The sequence below is a fragment of the Microcoleus sp. C2D2 genome, from assembly GCF_036702495.1.
Taxonomy (GTDB): domain Bacteria; phylum Cyanobacteriota; class Cyanobacteriia; order Cyanobacteriales; family Microcoleaceae; genus Microcoleus.
Map to the genome: position 1 here is coordinate 1 of NZ_JAUBTO010000075.1, position 22,940 is coordinate 22,940.

18 protein-coding genes are annotated in these 22,940 nt (G+C 45.5%); 7 read left to right on the forward strand and 11 right to left on the reverse strand.

Annotation, left to right across the window (positions count from 1 at the left end; translation table 11 throughout):
* Window positions 1–11: 11 nt before the first annotated feature.
* Window positions 12–635, reverse strand: coding sequence for a transposase (locus QUB61_RS40010; protein WP_445300235.1), 624 nt, complete (start codon window positions 633–635; stop codon window positions 12–14).
* Window positions 571–849: a hypothetical protein gene (locus QUB61_RS22325; RefSeq protein WP_333128060.1), complete on the reverse strand. Its 279-nt coding sequence runs from the start codon at window positions 847–849 to the stop codon at window positions 571–573. Before QUB61_RS22325 ends, QUB61_RS40010 begins: the two co-directional genes overlap by 65 nt.
* A 740-nt stretch (window positions 850–1,589) precedes the next feature.
* Between QUB61_RS22325 and QUB61_RS22330 the strand changes: the two genes are divergently transcribed.
* Both QUB61_RS22330 and gcvT read left to right on the forward strand, forming a co-directional pair.
* A complete protein-coding gene (locus tag QUB61_RS22330; protein ID WP_333128062.1) occupies window positions 1,590–1,865 on the forward strand; it encodes a hypothetical protein in 276 nt (91 codons plus the stop codon).
* A gap of 358 nt (window positions 1,866–2,223) precedes the next feature.
* Window positions 2,224–3,375: a glycine cleavage system aminomethyltransferase GcvT gene (gcvT, locus tag QUB61_RS22335; protein WP_333128065.1), complete on the forward strand. Its 1,152-nt coding sequence runs from the start codon at window positions 2,224–2,226 to the stop codon at window positions 3,373–3,375.
* 307 nt (window positions 3,376–3,682) lie between these two features.
* Here gcvT and QUB61_RS22340 read toward each other — a convergent pair whose 3' ends face one another.
* Window positions 3,683–4,393, reverse strand: a complete 711-nt coding sequence (locus QUB61_RS22340; protein WP_333128067.1) for an alpha/beta hydrolase — start codon at window positions 4,391–4,393, stop codon at window positions 3,683–3,685.
* Between the two features lie 126 nt (window positions 4,394–4,519).
* Here QUB61_RS22340 and gcvH point away from each other — a divergent pair, with 126 nt between their 5' ends.
* The 5 genes from gcvH (at window position 4,520) to QUB61_RS22365 (ending at window position 10,861) form a co-directional block, all read left to right on the forward strand.
* Window positions 4,520–4,906 carry a glycine cleavage system protein GcvH gene (gene gcvH, locus QUB61_RS22345; RefSeq protein WP_333128070.1) on the forward strand — a complete coding sequence of 129 codons (387 nt, stop codon included), beginning with the start codon at window positions 4,520–4,522 and terminating at the stop codon, window positions 4,904–4,906.
* Window positions 4,907–5,125: 219 nt separating this feature from the next.
* Window positions 5,126–8,092: an aminomethyl-transferring glycine dehydrogenase gene (gene gcvP, locus QUB61_RS22350; RefSeq protein ID WP_333128181.1), complete on the forward strand. Its 2,967-nt coding sequence runs from the start codon at window positions 5,126–5,128 to the stop codon at window positions 8,090–8,092.
* A 192-nt stretch (window positions 8,093–8,284) separates the two neighbouring features.
* Window positions 8,285–9,682, forward strand: coding sequence for an ATP/GTP-binding protein (locus tag QUB61_RS22355; RefSeq protein ID WP_333128073.1), 1,398 nt, complete (start codon window positions 8,285–8,287; stop codon window positions 9,680–9,682).
* Window positions 9,683–9,687: 5 nt separating this feature from the next.
* A complete protein-coding gene (locus tag QUB61_RS22360) occupies window positions 9,688–10,299 on the forward strand; it encodes an RloB family protein (protein ID WP_333128075.1) in 612 nt (203 codons plus the stop codon).
* 367 nt (window positions 10,300–10,666) lie between these two features.
* A complete protein-coding gene (locus QUB61_RS22365) occupies window positions 10,667–10,861 on the forward strand; it encodes a hypothetical protein (protein ID WP_333128077.1) in 195 nt (64 codons plus the stop codon).
* Window positions 10,862–10,865: 4 nt separating this feature from the next.
* Here the strand turns inward: QUB61_RS22365 and QUB61_RS22370 are convergent, their stop codons facing one another.
* The 8 genes from QUB61_RS22370 to QUB61_RS22405 form a co-directional block, all read right to left on the reverse strand.
* Window positions 10,866–11,738: an MBL fold metallo-hydrolase gene (locus QUB61_RS22370; protein WP_333128080.1), complete on the reverse strand. Its 873-nt coding sequence runs from the start codon at window positions 11,736–11,738 to the stop codon at window positions 10,866–10,868.
* 377 nt (window positions 11,739–12,115) lie between these two features.
* Window positions 12,116–13,354: an HhoA/HhoB/HtrA family serine endopeptidase gene (locus tag QUB61_RS22375; protein WP_333128083.1), complete on the reverse strand. Its 1,239-nt coding sequence runs from the start codon at window positions 13,352–13,354 to the stop codon at window positions 12,116–12,118.
* 719 nt (window positions 13,355–14,073) lie between these two features.
* Entirely contained in the window at window positions 14,074–15,156 is a 1,083-nt protein-coding gene (locus QUB61_RS22380) for an AI-2E family transporter (RefSeq protein WP_333128087.1), read from the reverse strand.
* 260 nt (window positions 15,157–15,416) lie between these two features.
* Complete coding sequence (locus QUB61_RS22385; RefSeq protein ID WP_333128089.1) at window positions 15,417–16,490, reverse strand: D-alanine--D-alanine ligase family protein; 1,074 nt, start codon at window positions 16,488–16,490, stop codon at window positions 15,417–15,419.
* A 705-nt stretch (window positions 16,491–17,195) separates the two neighbouring features.
* Entirely contained in the window at window positions 17,196–18,536 is a 1,341-nt protein-coding gene (gene miaB / locus QUB61_RS22390) for a tRNA (N6-isopentenyl adenosine(37)-C2)-methylthiotransferase MiaB (protein WP_333128092.1), read from the reverse strand.
* 278 nt (window positions 18,537–18,814) lie between these two features.
* A complete protein-coding gene (locus QUB61_RS22395) occupies window positions 18,815–19,954 on the reverse strand; it encodes a DNA cytosine methyltransferase (RefSeq protein WP_333128094.1) in 1,140 nt (379 codons plus the stop codon).
* Between the two features lie 205 nt (window positions 19,955–20,159).
* On the reverse strand, window positions 20,160–20,588 hold the full coding sequence (locus QUB61_RS22400) for a hypothetical protein (protein WP_333128096.1): 429 nt from the start codon (window positions 20,586–20,588) through the stop codon (window positions 20,160–20,162).
* Window positions 20,589–20,916: 328 nt separating this feature from the next.
* A complete protein-coding gene (locus QUB61_RS22405; protein WP_333128098.1) occupies window positions 20,917–22,920 on the reverse strand; it encodes an FHA domain-containing protein in 2,004 nt (667 codons plus the stop codon).
* Window positions 22,921–22,940 lie beyond the last annotated feature (20 nt).

Below are 22,940 nucleotides of genomic sequence, written 5' to 3' on the forward strand. Positions count from 1 at the left end.
AAGGTTTCATCCTATTTTACCTTTTTTTGTCTACCCCCTTGACAATTTGCACTTTTTCTTAACTTGTCACAAATGGTGCCGGCCTCAAAAATAATAGCTTTTGAGATGTTATGGTTTAGCCAGGTTTGGTACCTTCTTTCGCGTCCCGATAACCGTTTCAAAATCTGTCTAGCCCTACGGCGAGTAGACCTTGTGCCTTGGGATGCTTTCTTTTGCAAAGAAGCCCGAACCCGACTGTATTTATCTCTAGTTTTTTGAATTTCCTTACCCGACCAGGATTTACCTGTGCTGGTAACTGCAATATCTCTGGGTCCAAGATCGACACCGATGACGTTAGTTGCCTTAATAGTTTTCGGAGATTCTAACTTTAGCTGAATGTGGACATACCAACAACCGTCTTTGTGTAAACAAACTTGGACCGAAGTAGGGTTTTGTCCACCTAACTTGCCGCGATGGTAATTGCTAGCTCTTAGAGGAACGGTTAACCGTTTACCTGTTGTAGAAATGCTAACCGTCCAATTTGACTCAACGAAACGAAAAGTCCTAGCATCACAATCAAAGCTAGTGGGCTTAAAGCTCTTGACCTTTTTCCCTTTCTGTTTTGCCGTTAGGCGATTGGCTCGCCACGAGGGCACAAGCTCTAACAACGTGGTTAGCCGTTAACCCAAACTGGTCTTTTACATTTTTGTAGCAGACGGCTTGGATTGAGTTTCTGTTGGTTAGGTTAGGATTAATATTTTGATTAATCCAATTACAAGCTGATGCGAAAGCACTAGCCGTATCGAACAACAATTGCTGCTTTTCGGTACTAACTTGAAGCTTGACAACTAGCGTCAGAACTTGGTTCATCCTTAACAAAAACTCACTAACATGATTATAGCTTAATTTTTAAGGTTGCGCTACCGCGCGTTTATTGTTTGTCGCAATTCCTCTCGCCGCTAAACTTCGTTATAGCGGGAGCCTCCTTGCGACATTAAGGTGAAATCTGAGAATTGGCGGGTATAAATCGCTCGTTCACTTTCGGGACCTTCCTCCAACAGTGCCAGCCGTCTCTTGAACGAGCCTTCAGACATTGCTGGCGCTTTTTTCGCGTTAAGGTTCTTTCTGCCGACGTATCCCAGTAGTTCCTTAAGCTGAGTGCGAGTCCAATAATTGCGCTTTCCATTTGGCGGCTCTTACTGTGCCGGGTAAAGTCTACGGCATCTCTGTTCGTATCTCACGATCTATTTGGAGTTGTTGATTTTTTGCACTTAAATTGGATCGCGAAACTTGAAAAAAAAATTACCTTTCGTGCCGTGGGCTTCCTTTTTCGGTTCCTGGCTCAGGTTTTTTAGCTTTGGGGTAAGTTTTCGTTGCGTCCCATTCGCCATATTCCCGCGCTCGTGAGAAAACTTTGCGAGCTGCTTATTCAGGTGTCTTGCCGAAACCTTTCACAATGCAGTTGTGGTTGAACGAACGTTCAACGACAACTAGATGCTGTTGCTGTAACATAATTCTGTCTCCTGTGCCGTCCGTCGGCTGTAGGTGAAAGTCTGGTAAACGTGTTGACGCACGTTTACCAGGCGTTTTGCAACTGTAACACTAAATTAGTGTTGCGTCAAGAAAAACTTAGAGAATTTCTAAGTTTTTCTATTATCCTGATTCCAGTAGTCAAGGATTTTATGGGAAAAAGTAGGGATAGTCGCGATCGGATAAGTATTACATTCGACATTGGGCAGTTGCGGGAGCGATTAAAAGCTCAGGCGATCGAACCGAGTCAGTCATTGGCATCGATCGTGCGGATGGCGCTGATCGAATGGCTGGAGCAGCGGGAAGCCAGCCAAGATAAAGAATCTGAAAATTCTCAAGATTCTCAGGATTCTTAAAAAAGCGATTAAATTGATATATCAGTTATTGAGAATGCTAAAAAGCTATACATAGTATGTATTACAGGCAAAATATATGAACAGTGGCATTGTAGGGGTCAGCGGTTCGAGCCCGCTATTCTCCATAAACAAGATTAGGGAAACGGCACTGCTGTGTCCTTACTCGTAGGGAAACGGCACTGCCGCGTCCTCATCGCCGTGTCCTTACTCGTAGGGAAACGGCATGGGCGTGTCCTTAATTTCCGCGACTTGTAACTAAACAGCATTGCCGTGTCCTTAAATTCGATCGCCCTACACACCGCGAAAACCAATTTTCCCGTAAAATCAAAAGAGTCTACCTGCAACCAAAGCGCTACCTGTGGCAAAGTCAACTGAACCCAGCAATCCAGAGAGGTCGAGCCAACTTGTCCGCACGCCTCTGTACGACCTATCATTAGAACTCAAAGCCCGAATGGTGCCCTTTTCCGGGTGGGAGATGGCGGTGCAGTACGCAGGCATCAGCAGCGAACACCAAGCAGTACGCCAGCAAGCAGGAATGTTCGACATTTCCCACATGGGAAAATTTGGTTTGAGAGGGAAACAATTAATAGAAAAATTTCAACCCCTAGTACCCTCAGACTTGAGCCGCTTGCAACCCGGTCAAGCTCAATATACAGTCTTGCTAAATGCCAAAGGCTGCATCTTAGACGACATTATTTTCTACTGCCAAGAACCCGACGCTATCACTAGCGAAGAACGTGCAGTAATTATTGTCAATGCCGCCACTCGCATCCCAGACAAAGCATGGCTCACTACTCACTTAGAATTGAGCGGACTCTGTTTTACCGACATCTCCGAAGATAAAGTCCTAATCGCAATTCAAGGACCGGAATCTCTCAAATATCTCCAGCCTTTCGTAGAAGACAACCTCGCACCAATTAAGGCATTCGGTCACTTAGAAACAACTCTGTTGGGACAGCCGAGTTTTATCGCCAGAACAGGTTACACCGGCGAAGATGGGTTTGAAATCATGGTGGATGCCGAAGTAGGAAAAGAACTGTGGCGAAAATTGTTAGATGCTGGCGTTGTACCCTGCGGTTTGGGCGCCAGAGATACCTTGCGTTTAGAAGCAGCAATGGCTCTTTACGGTCAAGATATCGACGACAATATCACGCCTTTAGAGGCTGGATTGGGTTGGGTAGTTCACCTCGACACCAAAGGCGATTTTATTGGTCGCGAGGTTTTGGAACAGCAGAAAGCGAGTGGAGTATCAAAGCGGTTGGTAGGGTTAGAAATGCAGGGGCGGCACATTGCGCGCCACGGCTATCCGGTAATATTTGAAGGCGAAACAGTAGGAGAAGTTACTAGCGGTACATTATCGCCTACATTGAATCGGCCAGTAGCCCTGGCATTTGTTCCGGCAAAATTAGCAAAAATCGGTCAGCAATTAGAAATCGAGATTCGCGGGAAAAACTATCCGGCTAGTGTGGTGAAAAAACCATTTTATCGATCGCCAAACCGACCTAGTTAAATTAAGTAGGTGAGCATTAATTCAGGGGCGTTGCTCTGAGCAACGGGTCACAAGAAAGTTTAAGTGTATTTGTTGTGTAACGGGCTTCTAGCCCGTTGCTAATAATTGTGGTGAAGAAGACTCATGTACTAGCTTAGCAAATTTTCGCAAAGTTGCAGCATAGCGATCGCCCGCCACATCCATCAAATCATTATGACCAAGAATTTCTTGATGGTACCCGCCACGTGATTTATCCGTGGAATCAATCCAAAATCGAAAATCGAAAATCCTCAAGCCCCCGCATTTATCCGTGGGGTCAATCTAAAATCTAAAATCTAAAATCTAAAATCGATTGACCGGCCCCATCAACCCAAAAATTTAATTTCGGCTGCTTCGCCGCTGCAAACAACTGCTCTCCATGCCAAAAATGCACCACCTCATCAGCCTTACCATGAATCACCAAAACAGGCGATCGAACTTTGCAAATCTTATCAAGATTCACAAACTTGTCAAATGGTAAAAGCGGAATCCGCGTCAACACCCGAAAAGCCGAAACAAAGGAACTTTCAACAACCAAACCGCCGACTTTTTGGCGCGACGCCAAATCAATTGCCGGCCCACCGCCCACAGAACGCCCATAAAGAATAATGTGCTTTGCGGGTACTCCCAACTGTTGGGTTAAATAATTGTAAGCAGCATCAATATCACGATAAGTATTATACTCAGAAGGATTTCCCTGGCTCGTGCCGTAACCTTGATAATCATAGGCAAACACAGCAAACCCCCTATCTCGAATCTCTCTGAGCACCCACAAAATCCCGTCCAAGTTTTCTGCATTCGCGTGACTGTAAAGTATGGTATATTTAGCTTGCGGGTTAGGAAAATGAACGGCAGAAATTTTCACGCCATTAGCTGAGCCAAGTTTGATAACTTCCCTGCTATCACTCTGGCTAGAGGGGGGATGTTGGAAAATTAGCCGTTCTGAAAAAAAGAAACCGTAAAAACACAGAAATGCGTAAATAAAAATTATAGATCGCATAAGTCGTTTGACCGAAAATTCTCCGAAAAGCAAGCGTTTAATATTTTTTTTGTTCCAGTTAGCCATCAATAAATGCCCATAGTTGACTAAGATTTACTTGATACTTTGTTTATTGTGAGGAAAGACATGACAGAATACCCCGATGACTTGAAATACCTAGACAGCCACGAATACATCCGACTCGAAGGCGACCTAGCCACCATCGGCATCACTCGCTTTGCCGTGAATCAATTAGGTGAGATCGTATTTTTGGAATTGCCAGAAGTCGGTGAGACGCTGGTAAAGGGCGAACCTTTCGGTACAGTCGAGTCAGTGAAAGCCGTTGCAGACTTATACGCACCAGTTACCGGTACAGTCGTAGAACGCAATGGTGACATGGTAGAGTCTCCCGAAAATTTGGCCGACGACCCCTATGGCGATGGGTGGCTGCTGAAAGTGCGCGTTGACAATCCCAGCGAAGTCGATGACGCTTTATCGGCCGAGAAGTATCGCGAAATGGTGGAAGGCGAGTAGGGGAGGGGCAGTAGGGGAGAGTGGGGGAGGGGGAGAATGGGAAAAATCTTTCCTCTTCCTTCTTCCCTCAAACCTCGAACCTCGAATCTCGAACCTCAACATCAATCCGCTAAATCGGTTAAATCCTTTCAATCCCGTAAATTGCTGGTTGCCGAACTTTCTTCTTCCTTAGCAAAATGTTACAAACAAAGAAGAAAAGTCAATTCAGGAGAATCAGCCTTGGTACTCTACAGCCCTCAAATTGAACCCAACCAGCAGCAAAACCTTTCCCCCATCGATGGTTTTGCGGTCCGGCACATAGGCCCGACACCCAGCGAAATCCAGCAAATGCTCGATGTTTTGGGGATTTCTAGCCTTGATGAGTTGATTGAGAAAACGGTTCCTGCGGCGATTCGCATTTCTGGACCCCTACTACTTCCCGAAGCGCAAAGCGAGTACAGCGCTTTGGCAGAATTGAAAGAAATTGCTGCAAAAAATCAGGTTTTTCGATCGTACATCGGCACTGGATATCACGACTGCATAACTCCCCCCGTCATCCAGCGGAATATCCTAGAAAATCCCGGCTGGTATACAGCTTACACTCCCTACCAAGCCGAAATTGCTCAAGGGCGATTGGAAGCTTTACTGAACTTCCAAACCATGATAATTGACCTCACGGGTTTGGAAATTGCCAACGCTTCCTTGCTGGATGAAGGGACTGCGGCGGCGGAAGCGATGGCGGTGAGTTACGGCGCCAGCAAAAAGGGGGCAAAAGCGTTTTTTGTTTCCCAAGATTGCCACCCTCAAACTGTGGAAGTGGTGCAAACTCGCGCTAAGCCGTTGGGAATTGAGGTAATTGTCGGCGACCATCAAAGCTTTGAGTTCGATCGTACAATCTTCGGCGCTCTCCTGCAATACCCCGCCACAGACGGCGCAATTTACGACTATACGGATTTTATTCGATCGGCACACGAAGTCGGCGCATTAGTCACAGTAGCCGCCGACATTTTGAGCCTTTGCTTGCTTACACCCCCCGGCGAATTCGGCGCGGATATAGCCGTAGGAACCACTCAGCGCTTCGGAGTGCCGATGGGATTCGGAGGGCCCCACGCCGCCTATTTCGCCACGCGAGAAGAGTTTAAACGGCAAGTTCCCGGGAGAATCGTCGGCGTTTCTCAAGATGCCAACGGCAAATCTGCTTTACGTTTGGCCTTGCAAACTCGCGAACAGCACATCCGCCGCGAAAAAGCAACCAGCAATATTTGTACTGCTCAAGTTTTGCTGGCAGTGATGGCGAGTATGTATGCTGTTTATCACGGCCCGTCTGGACTGAAAGACATTGCTGAGAAAGTAAGGAGTTTAACAGCACTTTTAGCATCCGGTTTAAGAAGTTTCGGATACAAAATTGGTTCTCAACCTTTCTTCGATACTTTGCGGGTAGAATTAGGAGACAAACCGCTGTCCGAACTTCTAGAAGCTGCTAAAGTTCGCCAAATTAATCTCCGAGTTTTTGATGATTCGACAGTGGGAATCACTTTAGATGAAACTGTCACCGCTGAAGATGTGCAAGAGTTGTGGAAAATTTTTGCACAGGATAAGGATTATATCAGGGCCCACGGGCAGAATGCTCTCAACATTCCGCTGGATGCAGACGCATTGAGTTCCTATTTGACCTTACCAGATTTTTGCGATCGCACCAGCAGCTATCTCGCCCATCCAGTTTTCAACAGCTACCATTCAGAAACTGAACTTTTGCGCTATTTGCACCGTTTAGAAGCCAAGGACTTATCCCTAAATACATCGATGATTCCCTTGGGTTCTTGCACAATGAAATTGAATGCAACAGCAGAGATGATGCCGGTGACTTGGGCGGAATTTGGCAAGATACATCCTTTTGCACCCCCCGATCAAACTCGCGGCTATCAAAAGATGTTCGTGCAACTAGAACAGTGGCTGGCAGAAATCACAGGTTTTGCGGGAATTTCTTTGCAACCAAACGCCGGTTCCCAAGGCGAATACGCGGGCTTGTTAGTTATTCGCCAATACCACGAACACCGAGGCGAATCTCACCGAAATATCTGTTTGATTCCCCAGTCAGCCCACGGTACAAATCCGGCTAGCGCAGTGATGGCGGGGATGAAAGTAGTTGCTGTCGAGTGCGATTCCCAGGGCAATATTGATGTCGCAGATTTACATAAAAAAGCCGAGACACACAAAAAAGAACTGGCGGCTTTGATGGTGACATATCCATCTACGCACGGCGTTTTTGAGCAAGAAATTAAAGAGATTTGCGAGATTGTCCACAACTGTGGCGGACAAGTTTATATGGACGGCGCAAATATGAATGCTCAAGTGGGTTTGTGCCGGCCCGGTGATTTTGGTGCTGATGTTTGTCACTTGAATTTGCACAAAACTTTCTGTATTCCCCACGGCGGCGGCGGGCCGGGAATGGGACCGATTGGGGTAATGTCTCATTTGGTAGAATTTTTGCCCAGTAACTCTCTTCTTAACAGTCAACAGTTAAGTCTTAACAGTCAACAGTCAACAGTTAACAGTCACCAAAAATCAGTTGGTGCTGTTTCCGCAGCGCCTTGGGGAAGTGCTAGCATTTTGACTATTTCTTGGATGTACATTCGGATGATGGGAGGAGTGGGTTTAACTGAGGCGACAAAAGTAGCAATTCTTAATGCTAATTACATGGCGCATCGGTTAGCATCTTATTATCCGGTTTTGTACAAAGGGAAAGCTGGTTTAGTGGCGCACGAGTGTATTCTGGATTTGCGATCGCTCAAAAAATCTGCGGCTATTGAAGTCGAAGATATCGCTAAACGGTTGATGGATTACGGCTATCACGCGCCGACGGTTTCTTGGCCGGTTGCTGGTACGGTAATGGTGGAACCGACGGAAAGCGAATCAAAGCAGGAATTAGACCGTTTTTGCGATGCGATGATTGCGATTCGAGGCGAAATTGCGGAGATTGAAAAAGGTAATGTTGATGCGGAAAATAACGTCTTGAAAAATGCGCCGCACACCGCAGAATCTCTGATGGTTGATGAGTGGGATCGTCCTTATACTCGCGCGCAAGCGGCTTATCCGGCATCTTGGACTCGCGAACATAAGTTTTGGCCGGCGGTGGGCCGGATAGATAATGCGTTTGGCGATCGCAATTTTGTCTGTTCTTGTTTGCCAATGGAGGCTTACACTTAAGACTGAAATTTATGCTAAATCTCCTTTGGCTCTGAGTTTAGAGCCCCTTGGCATCCCCCACATCTCCGTCTAGAGAGATAAAGTTTGCATAAAGATAGGTAATTTAGGAGATTTTTTCTCCTAAATACCTGTTTGAGGCTACCATAATGGGTGAAAATAGTGTAATCTCATGCCTCCTAATTGGTAAAAATAATGTTAATTCAACTTACTATACAAAATTTCTTATCCTTCAGGGATGAAGTCACTTTTAGTATGGTGGGAGTTAATAGCGACCAACAACATATAGATCACCTTGCTGAAGATGCAGCAGCAAAAGGGCGATCGATATTGCCAATTGGAGCAATCTACGGAGCAAACGCAGCAGGTAAGTCAAATCTGATCGAGGCTATAAGTTTTGCCAAAAACTTAGTTTTACAGGGAACTCGCACCAGTCAAACTATCCCTGTTTCTCCATTCAAACTGGGTGATTATAGTAAGCAGCCTAGCAAGTTTGAGTTTATTTTTACGCACCAAGGCGATCAATACTCCTACGGGTTTACATTAAATAGAGAGCAAATTTTTGAAGAATGGCTTTATGGAATCCCTGAGGGCAAGAAGCAGGAAGTGATGTACTTTGAGCGGGTCACGTCATCAAAAAAAGAAACTACAGTAGAATATGGTTTAAAACTTAAAGGTCGAAGTAAGAAACATCAACTGTTTCTCGATTTTATTGCACAAGGAACTCGCCCCAATCAACTTTTTTTGACAGAATCTCTTGAGCGAAATGTTACTGCTTTACAACCTATTTTTGACTGGTTTCTAAAAGTATTAACTATTATTCCAGCAGAAGCAGATTACACACCCTTGGAAATTAGCATACTCAGTGATGAATCATTCACGGACTTTCTCAGTGAGTTTCTGAAGTTTGCAGGAATAGGAATTGATTCAATAGTGACAGAGAAAGTAGAGTTGGATTTTGAGCGACACTTGCCAACTATGCCTAAAGTTTTAAGAGATAATCTTATTCAAGAACTGAATAAAACAGAAAAAAATTCAATGGCAATGATTGAAAACTTAGAAGGTACAAGATTTCTACTCTTTAAGGACGATCGGAGTCAATTAATCTTGATTCAACTCAGAACTCGTCATCGCAGTGAAGACGGAGAATTTATTGACTTTTCAATAGAAGAGGAATCAGAAGGAACTCAACGCCTCATTAATTTGATTCCGGCTCTTTTTATTTTAAAACAAGAAGAAGAAAAAGTCATTTTTCTGGATGAACTTGATAGACGTTTGCATCCTCTGCTTTCTCGGAATTTTGTACAAGTAGCAATCAATTGTAGAGACAAAAAAAATCAACTCATTTTTACAACCCACGATACCAATTTGCTAGACTTAGATTTACTCCGACGTGATGAAATTTGGTTTGTTGAAAAGAGCGAACAAGGTGTGTCTAATCTTTACTCTTTAGCGGAATTCAAAATGAGACCCGATCTGAAAATTGAGAAAGGTTATTTGAATGGACGTTTTGGAGCTATTCCCTTCTTTGGAAATCCACAAAATTTAGGCTGGCTTAATTGTGAAACCGATCTATCCGTGATAACTAACTAATAGCAATGGGAAAAATTAAGCGAACAAAATTATTAGATCGCGAACACGATCGGAGAGATGCAAAACTATTTATAGTTGCTACGGAAGGTAAGGAAACTGAAAAGCAATATTTTGGGATGTTTAAGAGCACCAGAATCAAAGTGGAGATATTAGCAACTACAGAAGATGGTAAGTCTTCACCTGAATATGTTTTAGAACGTTTAGATAAATTCAAAGAACGATACGATCTAAGTAAGGATGATATGCTTTGGCTGGTTTCTGATGTGGATCGTTGGGGTGACAAAAAATTGAGTTATGTCTGCAGTCAAGCTAGGCAAAGAGGTTATAATTTAGCTATTAGCAATCCTTGTTTTGAAGTATGGTTAACTTTACACTTTGAAGATATTAATACTCAGGATAGGACTTGCGATAATTTTAAGGCAAGACTACGAATAATTTTAGGAAGTTACAATGGTAGCAATCTGGATATCTCGGCTTACCAGCCAAATACTAAAGATGCAGTAAATCGATCGAAAAATCTACATCCAAGTTCTCAGCACAATTGGCCACCAACACTAGGAACCCATGTCTATAGACTTGTTGAGATTCTGCTGAAAAGCTTGGGTAGTGACTGCTGACTTCAACATTTTCTATAATGTGAATAAGAGATTAGGATAATTTAATTAACATTTTTCGATCGCAAAAGCAGTTTTCAGACTTTATCAAAATGAATGCACGATTTGTGTGGGGATCGCCCGAAAATAAGCCGCGTTGGATTATCCTATTATTTTTAGGTGTTTTGGCTGCTTTGGGGGTGGTATAGCAATCCTTGCAGGAGTCGTAAATTTTTTACCCCACCCCAACCCTCCCCTTATCAAGGGGAGGGAGTAAGAAATTCAGAAATGATTTAGGATTGCTATAGCAGCAGCAGCTTACCTCAAAACGCCGATCGCCCAAACAGCCAATCCCACCTTATCTGTAGACGTTACAGCCGATCGACATCGGATGAATCATTATGCACTAGAACCCGCCCTCGCCAAAAAGTTGCGAATTCGGCTAGAACGCTGGGGGGCTAATCACACCAGCCGCTACAACTGGTTAGTCGATTCTTCCAACAGCGGGGATGACTTCTTTTTGGTGGCAGGCGGCGAAAGTGTGTGTAGGATTGGTTTCCACCACCTAGTAGAAAAGGGGTTTTAAACTATTAAGCATCGACCATCCAAGCAATACACTGTTGCATTTGCGCGCGCATTGTTTCTCGATCGGCATAATACCTGCGGCCGTGTCCCGGCAACACCCATTCAAAGTCATAATTAGCCAAATTCTGCATAGATTTGATTTGTTCTGGCCAAGAATACCAACAGACTTCGGGAAAGCCAACTAGCTGCTGCAAACTTTCCGACCAAGCAAGATGATCGCCGCTGAACAAAAACTTGTTATTGTAAAGCAAAACTGTGTGACCTTTCGTGTGGCCGGGAACAGGTATAATCAACAAGTCATCTGCTATTTGATGCGGTTCGCTGCGCGACAATTGAATTTCTACACTGCGAGTACCAGCGTTAATTTCGTCAGCATGGAGAATGCGATCGCACCCAAAATGGTCGTGGTATTGTTGATGATCTGCCACATCGTCGCGGTGAGTCAAGTACATATAGCGAATGCCGCCCATTGCTTCTATGTTTTTGACTAGCGGCGGCACAAAACGGGGAGAATCAACTAAAATATTGCCATCGGGACGGACAATTAAATAGCTGGCCGCGGCGTAGGATTTCTCTGAGTGGTAGCCGCAGTGATAGACATTTTCTGCTACGAGTGCGGGCAAACTTTGCTGAACTTCTTTGATGTTTTTCGGTTTTTCAACAGTGCCGATCGAACTTGTGGGACAAGACAAAAGAGCCGCCAGCGCTCGCCTTTCTTCCATCTCGTTAGTTGGCTGGTGGTAAACAGCAGACTGTTCTCCCTCTTGAGTAAATACTTCAGGTGCCATCCACCGACAAGTATCGCAGTCAATGCAGGTAGTGTCTACATAAAAGTTACCGCTGATATTTTCAGTACGCCTCCGATGAATGTTAGCCATTTTTCTACCTCTTAATAACCCATATAAATTATGGTAACTTACTATAATTACTACGACATCCCGCCGGGGGCTTAAACCCCGTCTCACAGCACAAGTCGGTTAAAACTCATATGTTGCACAATTCTCAATAATCCTTTTATGAACAGGCAAGATGCCTGTTCCACAAAAGATAAATTTTCTTGTGGAACAGGCATCTTGCCTGTTGCTGACAATGGTGCAAGATCTCAGTTAAAATCGATTAATAGTTACTCGCTATTTATTGACAGTAGCTGAGTATTAGTCCTATGCAAGAGGACTGATACTTTGAGGCAGGGATTTAAACCCCTGCCGGACTCTTGCTTCTGCGTGCAAGATATAAGTTTCAATCAACAATTCTACTACCGGTTCTGGGCCGCTGGAAAAGCACCCGCTTTCACCGCCACAGTAACAGGTTGTCCGCCGCGGCTCAACTCAAGCTGCAGATCGCTGCCCACTGTACTTTTCTCGACAATTTGCTGTACGCTGCCAGCATCGCTGACTTCTGCACCGTTGATTTTCTTGATCACATCGGCAACGCGAACTCCAGCTTGTGCCGCCGGAGAACCTTTGGCAATTCCCAAAACTAACACGCCTTTATCTTCAGTCAGCCTCAATTTGGGGTTGGGATTTTTATTGAATTCTGCCTTAACTTCGGGAGTAATGCTCAACATCCGAACGCCGAGATAAGGATGTTCGGCTTTTCCTGTTGTTACTAATTGGTCGGCAATTTGTTGTGCTCGATCGATCGGAATAGCAAAACCCAATCCTTGAGCGCCTTGAATAATCGCCGTATTCATGCCGATAACTTGACCGCGCTGGTTCAGCAGCGGGCCGCCAGAATTGCCAGGATTGATCGCAGCGTCGGTTTGAATAAAGCTGACGCGCTTGTCGGGAACGCCGACATCGGCGCTAGAACGGCCTGTAGCGCTAATAATGCCCACAGTTACAGTATTGTCCAAACCGAGGGGATTGCCGATCGCGATCGCCCATTCTCCCGGCTGTAACTCTTCAGATTTGCCCAAACTTACCACAGGCAAATTGTTAGCTTCTACTTTAATAACAGCCACATCAGTAACTGTATCTACGCCTAAAACTTTGCCGACAAATTCGCGACCATCCTTCAGTTTTACCGTCACCGTATCCGCGCCATCTACAACGTGAGCGTTAGTCAAAATGCGGCCGTCGGAACCAAAAACAAAACCCGAACCAGAACCCCGTTCTACCCTATTTCCCGGCTCAATCGGCAATTCCGAACCGAAGAAGCGCCGGAATTGATCGGGTATCTCATCTGGAATTTGGTTCGTCACCGTGCGAGACGAATTGATCCGCACCACTGCAGGGCCGACTTCCTGCACAACTTTAGTGACAAAATTAGAGTCTTGAGACGGCAGTAGATTTGCAGGCAATGCTGAGATTGGCGCTGCACTTGCCGGTTCAGCTTTGATGGCGTTAGAACTTCCAGGAACTTGAGAAGTTAGGGCGTTGCACCCAACAGTTGCGGTCGAGCCGAGCAAAACAAGGGATAAAAAAGCCAGTTTTTTCGGCAACGAAAAATGGCGAGAACGCACAGTTGCAGCAGGCATATTTTTGGTTGACATAGTATTGATTTGGTGGGAGTTAGAGCGAGAGTTATAATTAGGGTTTTGCATTTTTAGCACCTACTGTAATTAAGTTAGAACTAAAGGGTCTTTAATTTTAATTCAAGCATTATGAGAGCTGCTTGACTGGTGGGGTTTACCCTACAAGGTGGGGTAGAAACCCGACACTCTCCGGCCAATTGTGGATTCCAGCTTTTGAGTGCGATCGACCTCAGGCAGCACTGGCAAATTGCCTCACACTTCAATAATCAAGACTACGGCCGCAGACTAGGAGATTCCGCATTGCCATGAAATCTTCACAGGATTGATATCCGAACTCTACAACAGTCCTTGACTCACGAAGTCAAAATCTTCGTTGTGAGCTCACGACATTAAAGTAGAAACCGGGTTTTTGACCGAAAGCATCCAGGATACAAGCCCCCGGATTCATTCCGAAAGCAGACTCAGGACCGGTGAAATAAAAAACCTGTATCCGATGAAACTTGCCCCCCGAATTTATCCGTGGGGTCAAGGCTTCAATTCTTTAATCTAAAATCTCAAATCTAAAATCGATTGACCCTGCCTGCATCCAGGACAGCAGCTAAAGCACCCGGAAAGCCTAAACCTAAAGTCGAAGTAAAAAACCTGTAAAGCCTCAAGCTAAAGTATTAACTAAGCCTCAGTCAAAATAGTCGGCAAAAACTCCGTTAAAATTTGACATTTTAACGGAGTTGGCAATTTTATTGCTCCGCAGGTTCAATGGAACTAACCGAATCAATTTCCTGGGAATTGTTGCTCAAAGTTTCCAAAGTATCAACAGTATTCTTAATAAAACCTGCCATCGGCACAGCAACTATCAAACCAGCTACTCCCGCCACCTTAGCCCCCACCAGCAGCGATACTAAAATCCACACGGGATTGAGACCGATAAAACCGCCTAATAACCGAGGAGCAACCCCGCTTTCAATTACTTGCTCAATTACTGTAGCGACAGCTAAAACTGTCACGCCGAGCCAAAAGTTGTTTAATGTGATCAGCAAACTGACAATGCAAATACTGAAAGGTGCCCCGAAGGGAATCATGGTCATTACACCCACACCCAAACCGAACAGCAGCCCGAAGGGAACTCGCAAAATTAAAAAAGCAACAGTTATCGACAGTCCCATCAAACCCGCCAAAGTTGCTTGCCCGACGAAGTAGTTGTGGAAGCTTCGCGCCAGCAACCCTCGCAATTGAAGGTTCAGCTTGGAGGGAAACCACTTAAACAAGCCTTCCCACACGCGCTCGCCGTGCAAGAGCAAGTAGAATGTCACGACTATTGTGAGGAGGAAATTCAACAGACTGTCTGCAGCACCCAAGCCAAATTTGAGAATTTCGCCAGTCAGAGACTGCAATTGAGCTGAAAGTCTCTCGCTCAATTGGGTAGTCAAACCCCTGACATCAATGCGGAGATTGCGATTTTCCGCCCACTTGTGGAACGCTTCAATCTGTTCTGTGCCAGAAACTATCCAAGTCGGCAGTCGAGTGGCGAGTTCAGTGATTTGGTTTAGCAGAATCGGAGCCAGAGTCAGACCTAAAACCACTAATACCAGTAAAGTCAAAAACAATACCGACAAAACTGCTCGATCGCGCTTCAGCCCGTATCTGCGCAGAAAGCGCACTGGATAATCCAGCAAAAAAGACAGCACTGTAGCCACTACCAAAACTGTAATCAGGGCGCGAAAATATTCAAAGACTAGGAGGGCTAACCAGCAGTTGAGTACCGCTAGGGGAAATACCAGTCCGTAAGTCCACCACTGCGGAAGTTTAGGGAAACGTCTCATCTAAGTTAACCGAGTTAAAATTTGAGATGCAAGATGTGAGATTGACAATGCTATTCGCCTTTCTACGTTAACCATTTTATGTTGCATTTATTTATACCCGACTGCTTAAAATTCCCAGTTGCTCGACTAGCAGGGGAAATTGGGTTGCTGGCAGGCACTGCCTGCCACAACCATGTTATATCGTTTCCGCTGGTATGGATATATTACCTGCGAAATTAATTTTTTTTCGGTTGGCACGGCAGCGGTTTGCAGCTCGCGATTCAACCTTTTTCTCCGTGCCGTTCGAGAGCTAATTGAATTAAACGGTCTACTAATTCGGGGAAAGAAATGCCGTCCACTGCCCACATCTGCGGATACATACTGGTAGCTGTAAATCCGGGGAAAGTGTTTATTTCGTTAATCAAAACTTCTCCGGTTGATTCAATGTAGAAAAAGTCTACGCGCGCTAAACCTGCTGCGTCTACAGCCAAAAATGCTTGCACTGCCATTTCTTGGATTTGCGAGACGATCGCACCGCTGACTTTTGCCGGAATTGACCAGTCGGCTTGTCCCTCGGTATATTTAGTTTCGTAGTCGTAGAAATCGCTTTGAAAAGTAATTTCTCCCACCGTTGAAGCTTTAGGATTATCGTTGCCTAAAACTGCACATTCTAATTCTCTAGCAACCACACCCGCTTCGACAATTATCCGCCTGTCGTAGCTGGCGGCGCTATCGAGAGCTGCTTCTAACTCTGCGCGCGATCGAGCTTTAGAAATTCCCACCGACGAACCCAAATTCGCCGGTTTAACAAAGCAAGGATAGCCCAAAGCCGCTTCAATTTTGTCGCACAGTTTGGGGAAAACGCAAGGATTAGACCAGATTTCGGAACGGTTGACAGCGATGTATTTTACCTGCGGCAAACCAGCGTGAGCAAAAGCCATTTTCATCGCAATTTTATCCATTCCCAGCGCCGAACCTAAAACCCCCGACCCGACAAAAGGAAGTTGCATTAATTTCAGCAACCCTTGCACCGTACCGTCTTCGCCATTTGGCCCGTGCAAAACAGGGAACCAAACATCTACGGCATTAAAATTAGGAAACTGTCCAGACGCGGGAGAGTCATCTTGTCCTGGTTGTTCCTCTATTTCCAGAGGTTTTCCGGTGGCTAAGACTTGTTGAGGTAATGTCCCCGACAGCCAGCGACCGTTTTTTTGGATATAAAAGGGCAGAACTTCGTATTTAGAGGCATTTTCGTCAGCAGCGAGGGCGCGGGCGATCGCCCTCGCCGAACTAATTGAGACTTCGTGTTCGCCCGATCGCCCCCCGAACAATAGCCCGATCCGCATCTTTGTCATTTTTCAATACTCCTAGGACTTTTCGACAAATATACACGCAGTTAGCGCAGCTAACGCAGAGACGAACCGCTTTAAGACTATTATCTCCTCTGTTCCACTCGGACTCTGTGTCAAGAGCGCTCTCTGCGGTTAAAATCCCCCTCCCGCCTTTCAAAAGCCTCAATTCCCCCCCGGTCAATCGATTTTAGATTTTAGATTTTAGATTTTAGATTGACCCCACGGATAAATGCGGGGGCTTGAGGATTTTCGATTTTCGATTTTGGATTAATTCCACGGATAAATCACGTGGCGGGTACCATCAATAAATTATTGGTCATTTTCAGTTAAACCCTCGCCAGAATCCACAGCAAACAGCCACAGTTAGTCAAAAATTGCATCCCCCAAACAGCTTTAAATCCCATCATTTACCTCACCATTCGATTCCCGATTTCTTGCCATCACTTGAAACAGTTTATTTCCTTCATCGTCCTTCAGTGCAGTTAGATATTCCCGGAGTAAACAGAAACGCTCAATACTTCAGTCCTCCTTCGTTGTCGGAATAGTTGTTTGCAGCCAAATGCGAATGGGTTTATTCAGAGTTTGCGCCCATATTAAATTGCTTCTTTCCACAAATATAGTTGCGATTTGACTACAATTTCTATTTTGAGTTTTGATTTTGAGTTCGCCAACATTATTTGTAGGAATTAAACTCAAAACTCAAAACTATTACAGCATTTCTCCTGTCAAGCTAAAAGCGCGAATATCTGTAATTTTAACCCGCACCATTTTACCCGCCAATTCCGCAATATCGCCCTTAAAAAATGTGAGACGATTGCCGCGAGTGCGTCCCATCACCTGAGTTGAATCTTTGAGATTTTGGACTTCCACCAAAACCTCTTCAGTGCGTCCGAAATAGCGCTGCGATCGTTCCATCGCCGTTGTTGTCACTACATGATTGATTCGTTGCAGGCGATCGGCTTTCACCTCCTCACTCAACTGATTTTCCCACAAAGCCGCCGGTGTTCCCGGGCGAGGGGAGTAAGCAGCAGTATTCACCAAATCGAAACCAACATCTTCGATCAACTTCAAAGTCTTCTCAAACTGCGCTTCCGTCTCCCCGGGAAAACCCACAATCGCGTCTGCTGTAATCGAAGCATCCGGCATATAACAGCGAATTGTATCAATAATCCGGCGGTATTTCTCCTGAGTATAACCCCTAGACATCGCCTTCAAAATATCATTATCTCCAGACTGAAAAGGAATGTGAAAATGTTCGCAAACCTGCGGTAATTCCGCACAAGCCTTAATCAATCTTTCCGTAAAATAGCGCGGGTGGCTAGTAGCAAATCTGAGGCGATCGACACCAGGCACATCCTGCAAAAAATAAAGCAAATCCGTCAAAGTATGCTGGTTGCTGCCGCCCGGTTTTGTCCCCGGCAAATCGCGTCCGTAAGCATCAATATTTTGCCCCAACAAAGTCACCTCCTTGTAACCTTGACGGCCCAAATCCTCCATTTCAGCGCGAATCGCCTCCGGCATTCGCGACTGTTCAACCCCGCGAACATTCGGGACAACACAATAAGTGCAGCGTTCATTGCAGCCGTAAATTACATTCACCCAAGCAGTCACCTTGCTATCGCGGCGCGGCTTAGTAATATCCTCCATAATCTCAACAGCTTCTGTCGCCACCACTTGATTGCCCTCAAAAACTTGTTCCAGCAAATCTTCAAGTCGGTTAGCGTGTTGCGGGCCCATTACTAAGTCTAATTCCGGCACTCTGCGCAGCAGCGCTTCACCTTCCTGCTGCGCCACGCATCCAGCTACAATTAAAGTTAAACCAGGTTCTTGGCGCTTGCGATGAGCTTGCCTTCCCAGGTTAGAATAAACTCTTTGTTCGGCATTGTCGCGAATTGTGCAAGTATTGTAGAGAATCAAATTAGCTTCGTTCGGGTCTTCCGAGAACTCAAAGCCCATATTTTCCAGAATGCCGGCCATCCGTTCCGAGTCGGCTTTATTCATCTGGCATCCGAAAGTAGTGATGTGATAGCGGCGGGGTTTAACGGTCATGGCGAATTGCAGGCAATAAAAAATATAGGTTTTCAACCTTAACAATTTATTATAACACTTCTGTGTTAAACGAGATACGTCTGGTAATTGGGAATTTTAGTAATTGTAGGGTGCGCATGGCGCACCTTATTTTAGTAATTCTAGGGTGCACAATGCCCACCTTATCGCTACTGGAGATTTTAGTAATTCTAGGGTGCGCAATGCGCACCTTACCGCTACAAATAGTTTGAGATACCCGATAACTTCTGCGAAGTCTGGTAGCTGGGTATTTGGTTTTTTTAGTTATATAAAAACTGTAAAATTGTTTTGGCAATACCTTGTGCAGCCAAATAAGGAACCCCATTTCCAACAGTTTTAAACATATTAGTCAATGTCATCTCAGACGGCAATGCAAACTCTTTTGGCAGTGACTGAACAGCCAGTGTTTCTGCAACAGAAAGCCTGCGAACTTTGTAAGGGTGCAAGTGAACTTCGTTATTGCCATAACAAGCTGTCGGCGAATAACGCCACCGGTGCAATCGCTTGAAAGATTTTTTTGAATCATCTCCTTCATCAACGGAAGCAAATCGCTTAAGGCCAGCTTTGGGTTTGAAATAGTGTTTGGCATTGGGATGGTTGAGAACCTGATTTTTTTGGAACCAAAACTCAACCGTTAACTCTTGGGGAATGCCATCAGGACAAGGCAAGAAACCATTGTCGGCAAAGGCATTTGTTTCCGGCCAAGGATTAGAATACACTTCTGATTTGGAATATAATATCTGACTCTGCCAAGGAAATAAACTTTCGGGTAACATTTGGCTTTTTTTATCTAGGTAAATGCCCAGATTATTGACAAGATTTTTTCTAAAGCCAATCAAAATAATTCTGTCTCTATCTTGTGGGACACCATATTCTATCGCATTAATTAAACGTTCCACAAAAACGTATCCCGAATCAGCCAACTGATATTTGAGTTCGCCGTAAAAAGCTTTATGTTTTTTTGTTTTCCACAAACCTTTGACATTTTCAAACAAAAAAAAATCCGGCTGCTGCTGGCAAATCAATTCAATGTATGAAGCTGAAAGCTGGCCTTTATCTCCTTCCCCACCTCGGTTTTTGCCACCAATAGAAAAGTCAGGACAAGGTGGCCCCGCGATAAATCCCACAATATCGTGATGCTTGCGGGCATCCTGCATCAATTCCCGCAGGCGAAAAGCTGGTTCTCCCCCTACAAGTCGAGTTACATCTGCTTCCTCTCCTTCGCAATATCCGTATTCTGGTAGCGGCAAATTCAGGCACTGTCGAGAATAGCGGTATGCTTGCATGAAAGGTGGGAAAATTTCATTGACATACGCTACATTAAAGCCGATCGACTCAAAACCCAGATCGAGCAAGCCTGAACCAGAAAAAAATGAGAATATACAAGGAGGACGGTGCATTGAAGGATGCCAGCAATTTTGAGCTTAGCTTATTATAAATTATGTCGGGTGCCGAGGGAGCGGTGCACCTTACTATAAATTCTGTAGGGAATTGGGAATTGGGAATTGGGAATTGGGAATTGGGAATTGTTAGAATTGCCGGGGCGGGTTTATCAGATTATTGGTTTGAGGCGATTGTTGGTAAAAAACGCCCCTACAGGTATTATTACAACCATTGCCCGCCTCGGAAACGCCAGTAGGGAAAGAAAATCCGCATCAGTGTTTGCGACGCCAGATAAATAGCCAGCCAAACTAAACTGTAATGCAAAACAAAAGCTCCCAAGTCAAAATCTTGTGTCGGTATGCCGGGCAAACCGATAATTTTGATTAAAAATAACACAAAAAGCGCCTCCCAAATCCCAGCGAGCAATTGAAACGCGCCGGGCCAATCTCGATCCCAGCGGAACTGCTGGATCGAAATATATAAAGCATCCCAGCCGATGCCAAAAATCGCTACATACCCTAAAACCCAGAAAAAAATTGCTCCGGATTTGGAGGTCATTAAACCTATAAAAAAGGGCAGCGTTACTAAAACGCCTACGGTTGAAAATAGCAATAACCGAGTTTGCCAGCGGCCGAATAAGGTGGGAGTCATACGATTTTAGATTTTAGATTTTAGATTTTAGATTGAATGGGAAGGTTGTTCGATTTTAGATTTTAGATTTTAGATTTTAGATTGAAGGCGAAGTTCGTTCGATTTTAGATTTTAGATTGAAGGCGAAGTTCGTTCGTTTAAATCAGTTAAATCTCACATCTTGCACTATTGTCAAGAACAGGCAAGATGCCTGTTCCACAGAGAGTGAGTTTTATTGTGGGGTGGGCAGGAGAACCCGGCCCTAAAAAACCTATTGAACATGGTGCAATGTCTCCGTTAAATCTATTAAATCCCGTACATGGCTCGTTGCCGAACTTCGTCCTCCAAGTTAGTCGGGAGATTTATTTAAAATCCACTTCCACCACTGCACGAACGATCGCCAAACGCTCAATTTCCGGACACCCGGAGCTCGGTTGGCGGCCAGACTTTCAACCGAACGCAAGGCGGCGTATTGCAAGCCCAAAAAACTGTCTACGGGCGCGTAAGGCCCTCCCAAAGTAATCGCGCCGGCTGCGTATACCCGGCCTTCTCCGTTGCTAGCAGAAGTGTTGCGCAATTCGGGCACTTCAAAATCGTTGTTAACACTCAGCCGCCCCAAACTGTTGAGGGGAAGATTGTATTGAGCTACCAAATCGTTTAATAGGGGACTGGTTTTTACCTTAGCGTCCAAACCCGTAGCATCAATAATAAAATCAGCCTCTAACTTAATTTGCCCCTTGAGTTCCTTCTCCTGAATGTACGTCACCGTGCGGTTTTGACTGTCGCGCTCGACTCGCTCGACTTCCCCGAAGGTAATTTGATACCATCCTTGACTTAAACCTTCTTTGACAATCCGCCGCCAGTCCCGGCGCTTGGCTGTAGTAGTGCCGCCCCAGTCTGTGAGCAACTGCGGGCGAAATTCGGGGGCGGCTTGTTCCAAAAGTACGCGGAGTTCCCCGCCCCAGCAAGCTTTCGGCCAGTTGAAAGGTTGAAATTCGTAGTGATTTTCGACGCTGCGCTGAGCGAGTTTAAATTTGTTGCCTTGGGGTTTGGGCGATCGCATCAAATGCAATACTTGAATGTTGCGGTTCCGCTGCCGCGCTTCGTAAATCCGCTGCACCACGCGCGAAGCCACAATTCCCCGGCCTCTAATTAACACGCTGCCGCCGCTGGCCTCCAATTTTTCGTAAACGCCGTCGTGGCTTTCGTAAGCGTTGACAACCGACTCAAAATCCTGGGTTTTTTCGCGGTAAGCTTGCAAGTCGGGCAGAAATTGAATGGCGGGATAGCCGGTGGCTAAGTGTACGTATTTGGCGATTAAAAAAGCGTGGTCGCGGCGCGAGGCATTCGATCGAGAATAAGCGATCGCGTACCTGCCGTCATCTGTTTTGCGAATTCCCCGCACTCTACCGTAGCGAAACATCTGATTCCACCCAATTCTCTCGACTTCCCTGTCAATAGAATCAAACACATTCCCCGCGCGAGGCGTATAAGTTTCGGCAAAAGTCGGTTCAGCAAACACCTGCCACATCAACATCAGTGATACTCCCAAACGCCCTTTGAGCAATTCCTGCCAAGCTTCCCGCAAAGCATAGGGAGGCGACCCCCAAATGTTGTCTGGACAAGAGTCAGAATTCGATCGCAGGCGTTCCCGCAGCGGAATTTGAGAATTCAGGCACAGACGCAGGTAGCGGGCGTAAGGCTGGTTTTCCATGCCCAAAACCGCAATTCGATCGATTTTCACGCCGCAAATTCTCAGCAAATCCACCCAAATAAAGCTGCCCAAACCCCCGCCAACGGCAGCCCACTCAACTTCTGTCACAGGGAGTCCCATAGATTCGAGCGAGCGCATTTTCATTTTAGAAGCGTGCAAAAATGCGAGCGGCGGAAATTCTCCCCTACTACTTTTTTGAGGAACCTGCGACACCATTTGCGGCCCCAATGCAGGGTCTGGCCCATTGGTCTGCGGGTTAAAGAAAATGTGAGAATTGACAGACGGCGTTTCTGGGGAATTAACAGCAAAAGAAATGCCGATCGCGTAGGGTCCAACTTGCAGCATATCCCCGTTTGCCAGCACGCACCGGGTTTGGCGAACGCCGTTGACAAAAGTACCGTTGCGGCTACCCGTGTCAGTGAGTACGATACTTTCGCCTTCGGTGCCAATCACTGCGTGAAAGCGAGAAACTTGACTGCTGCTGAGCGCAATTCGAGAAACTCGTTCCCCGTTGATTGTGGCCGGCATAGCTTCAAAAATTCGTCCCAAAGCGATGGGTAAGTCGAGTATCGGGGATCGACAATCCCCCGTAGCTGTATCTGTCCAAGTCAGTCGCAGGCGCAAGGGTTGAGAATTCATGATTATTTTTTAAACATCAG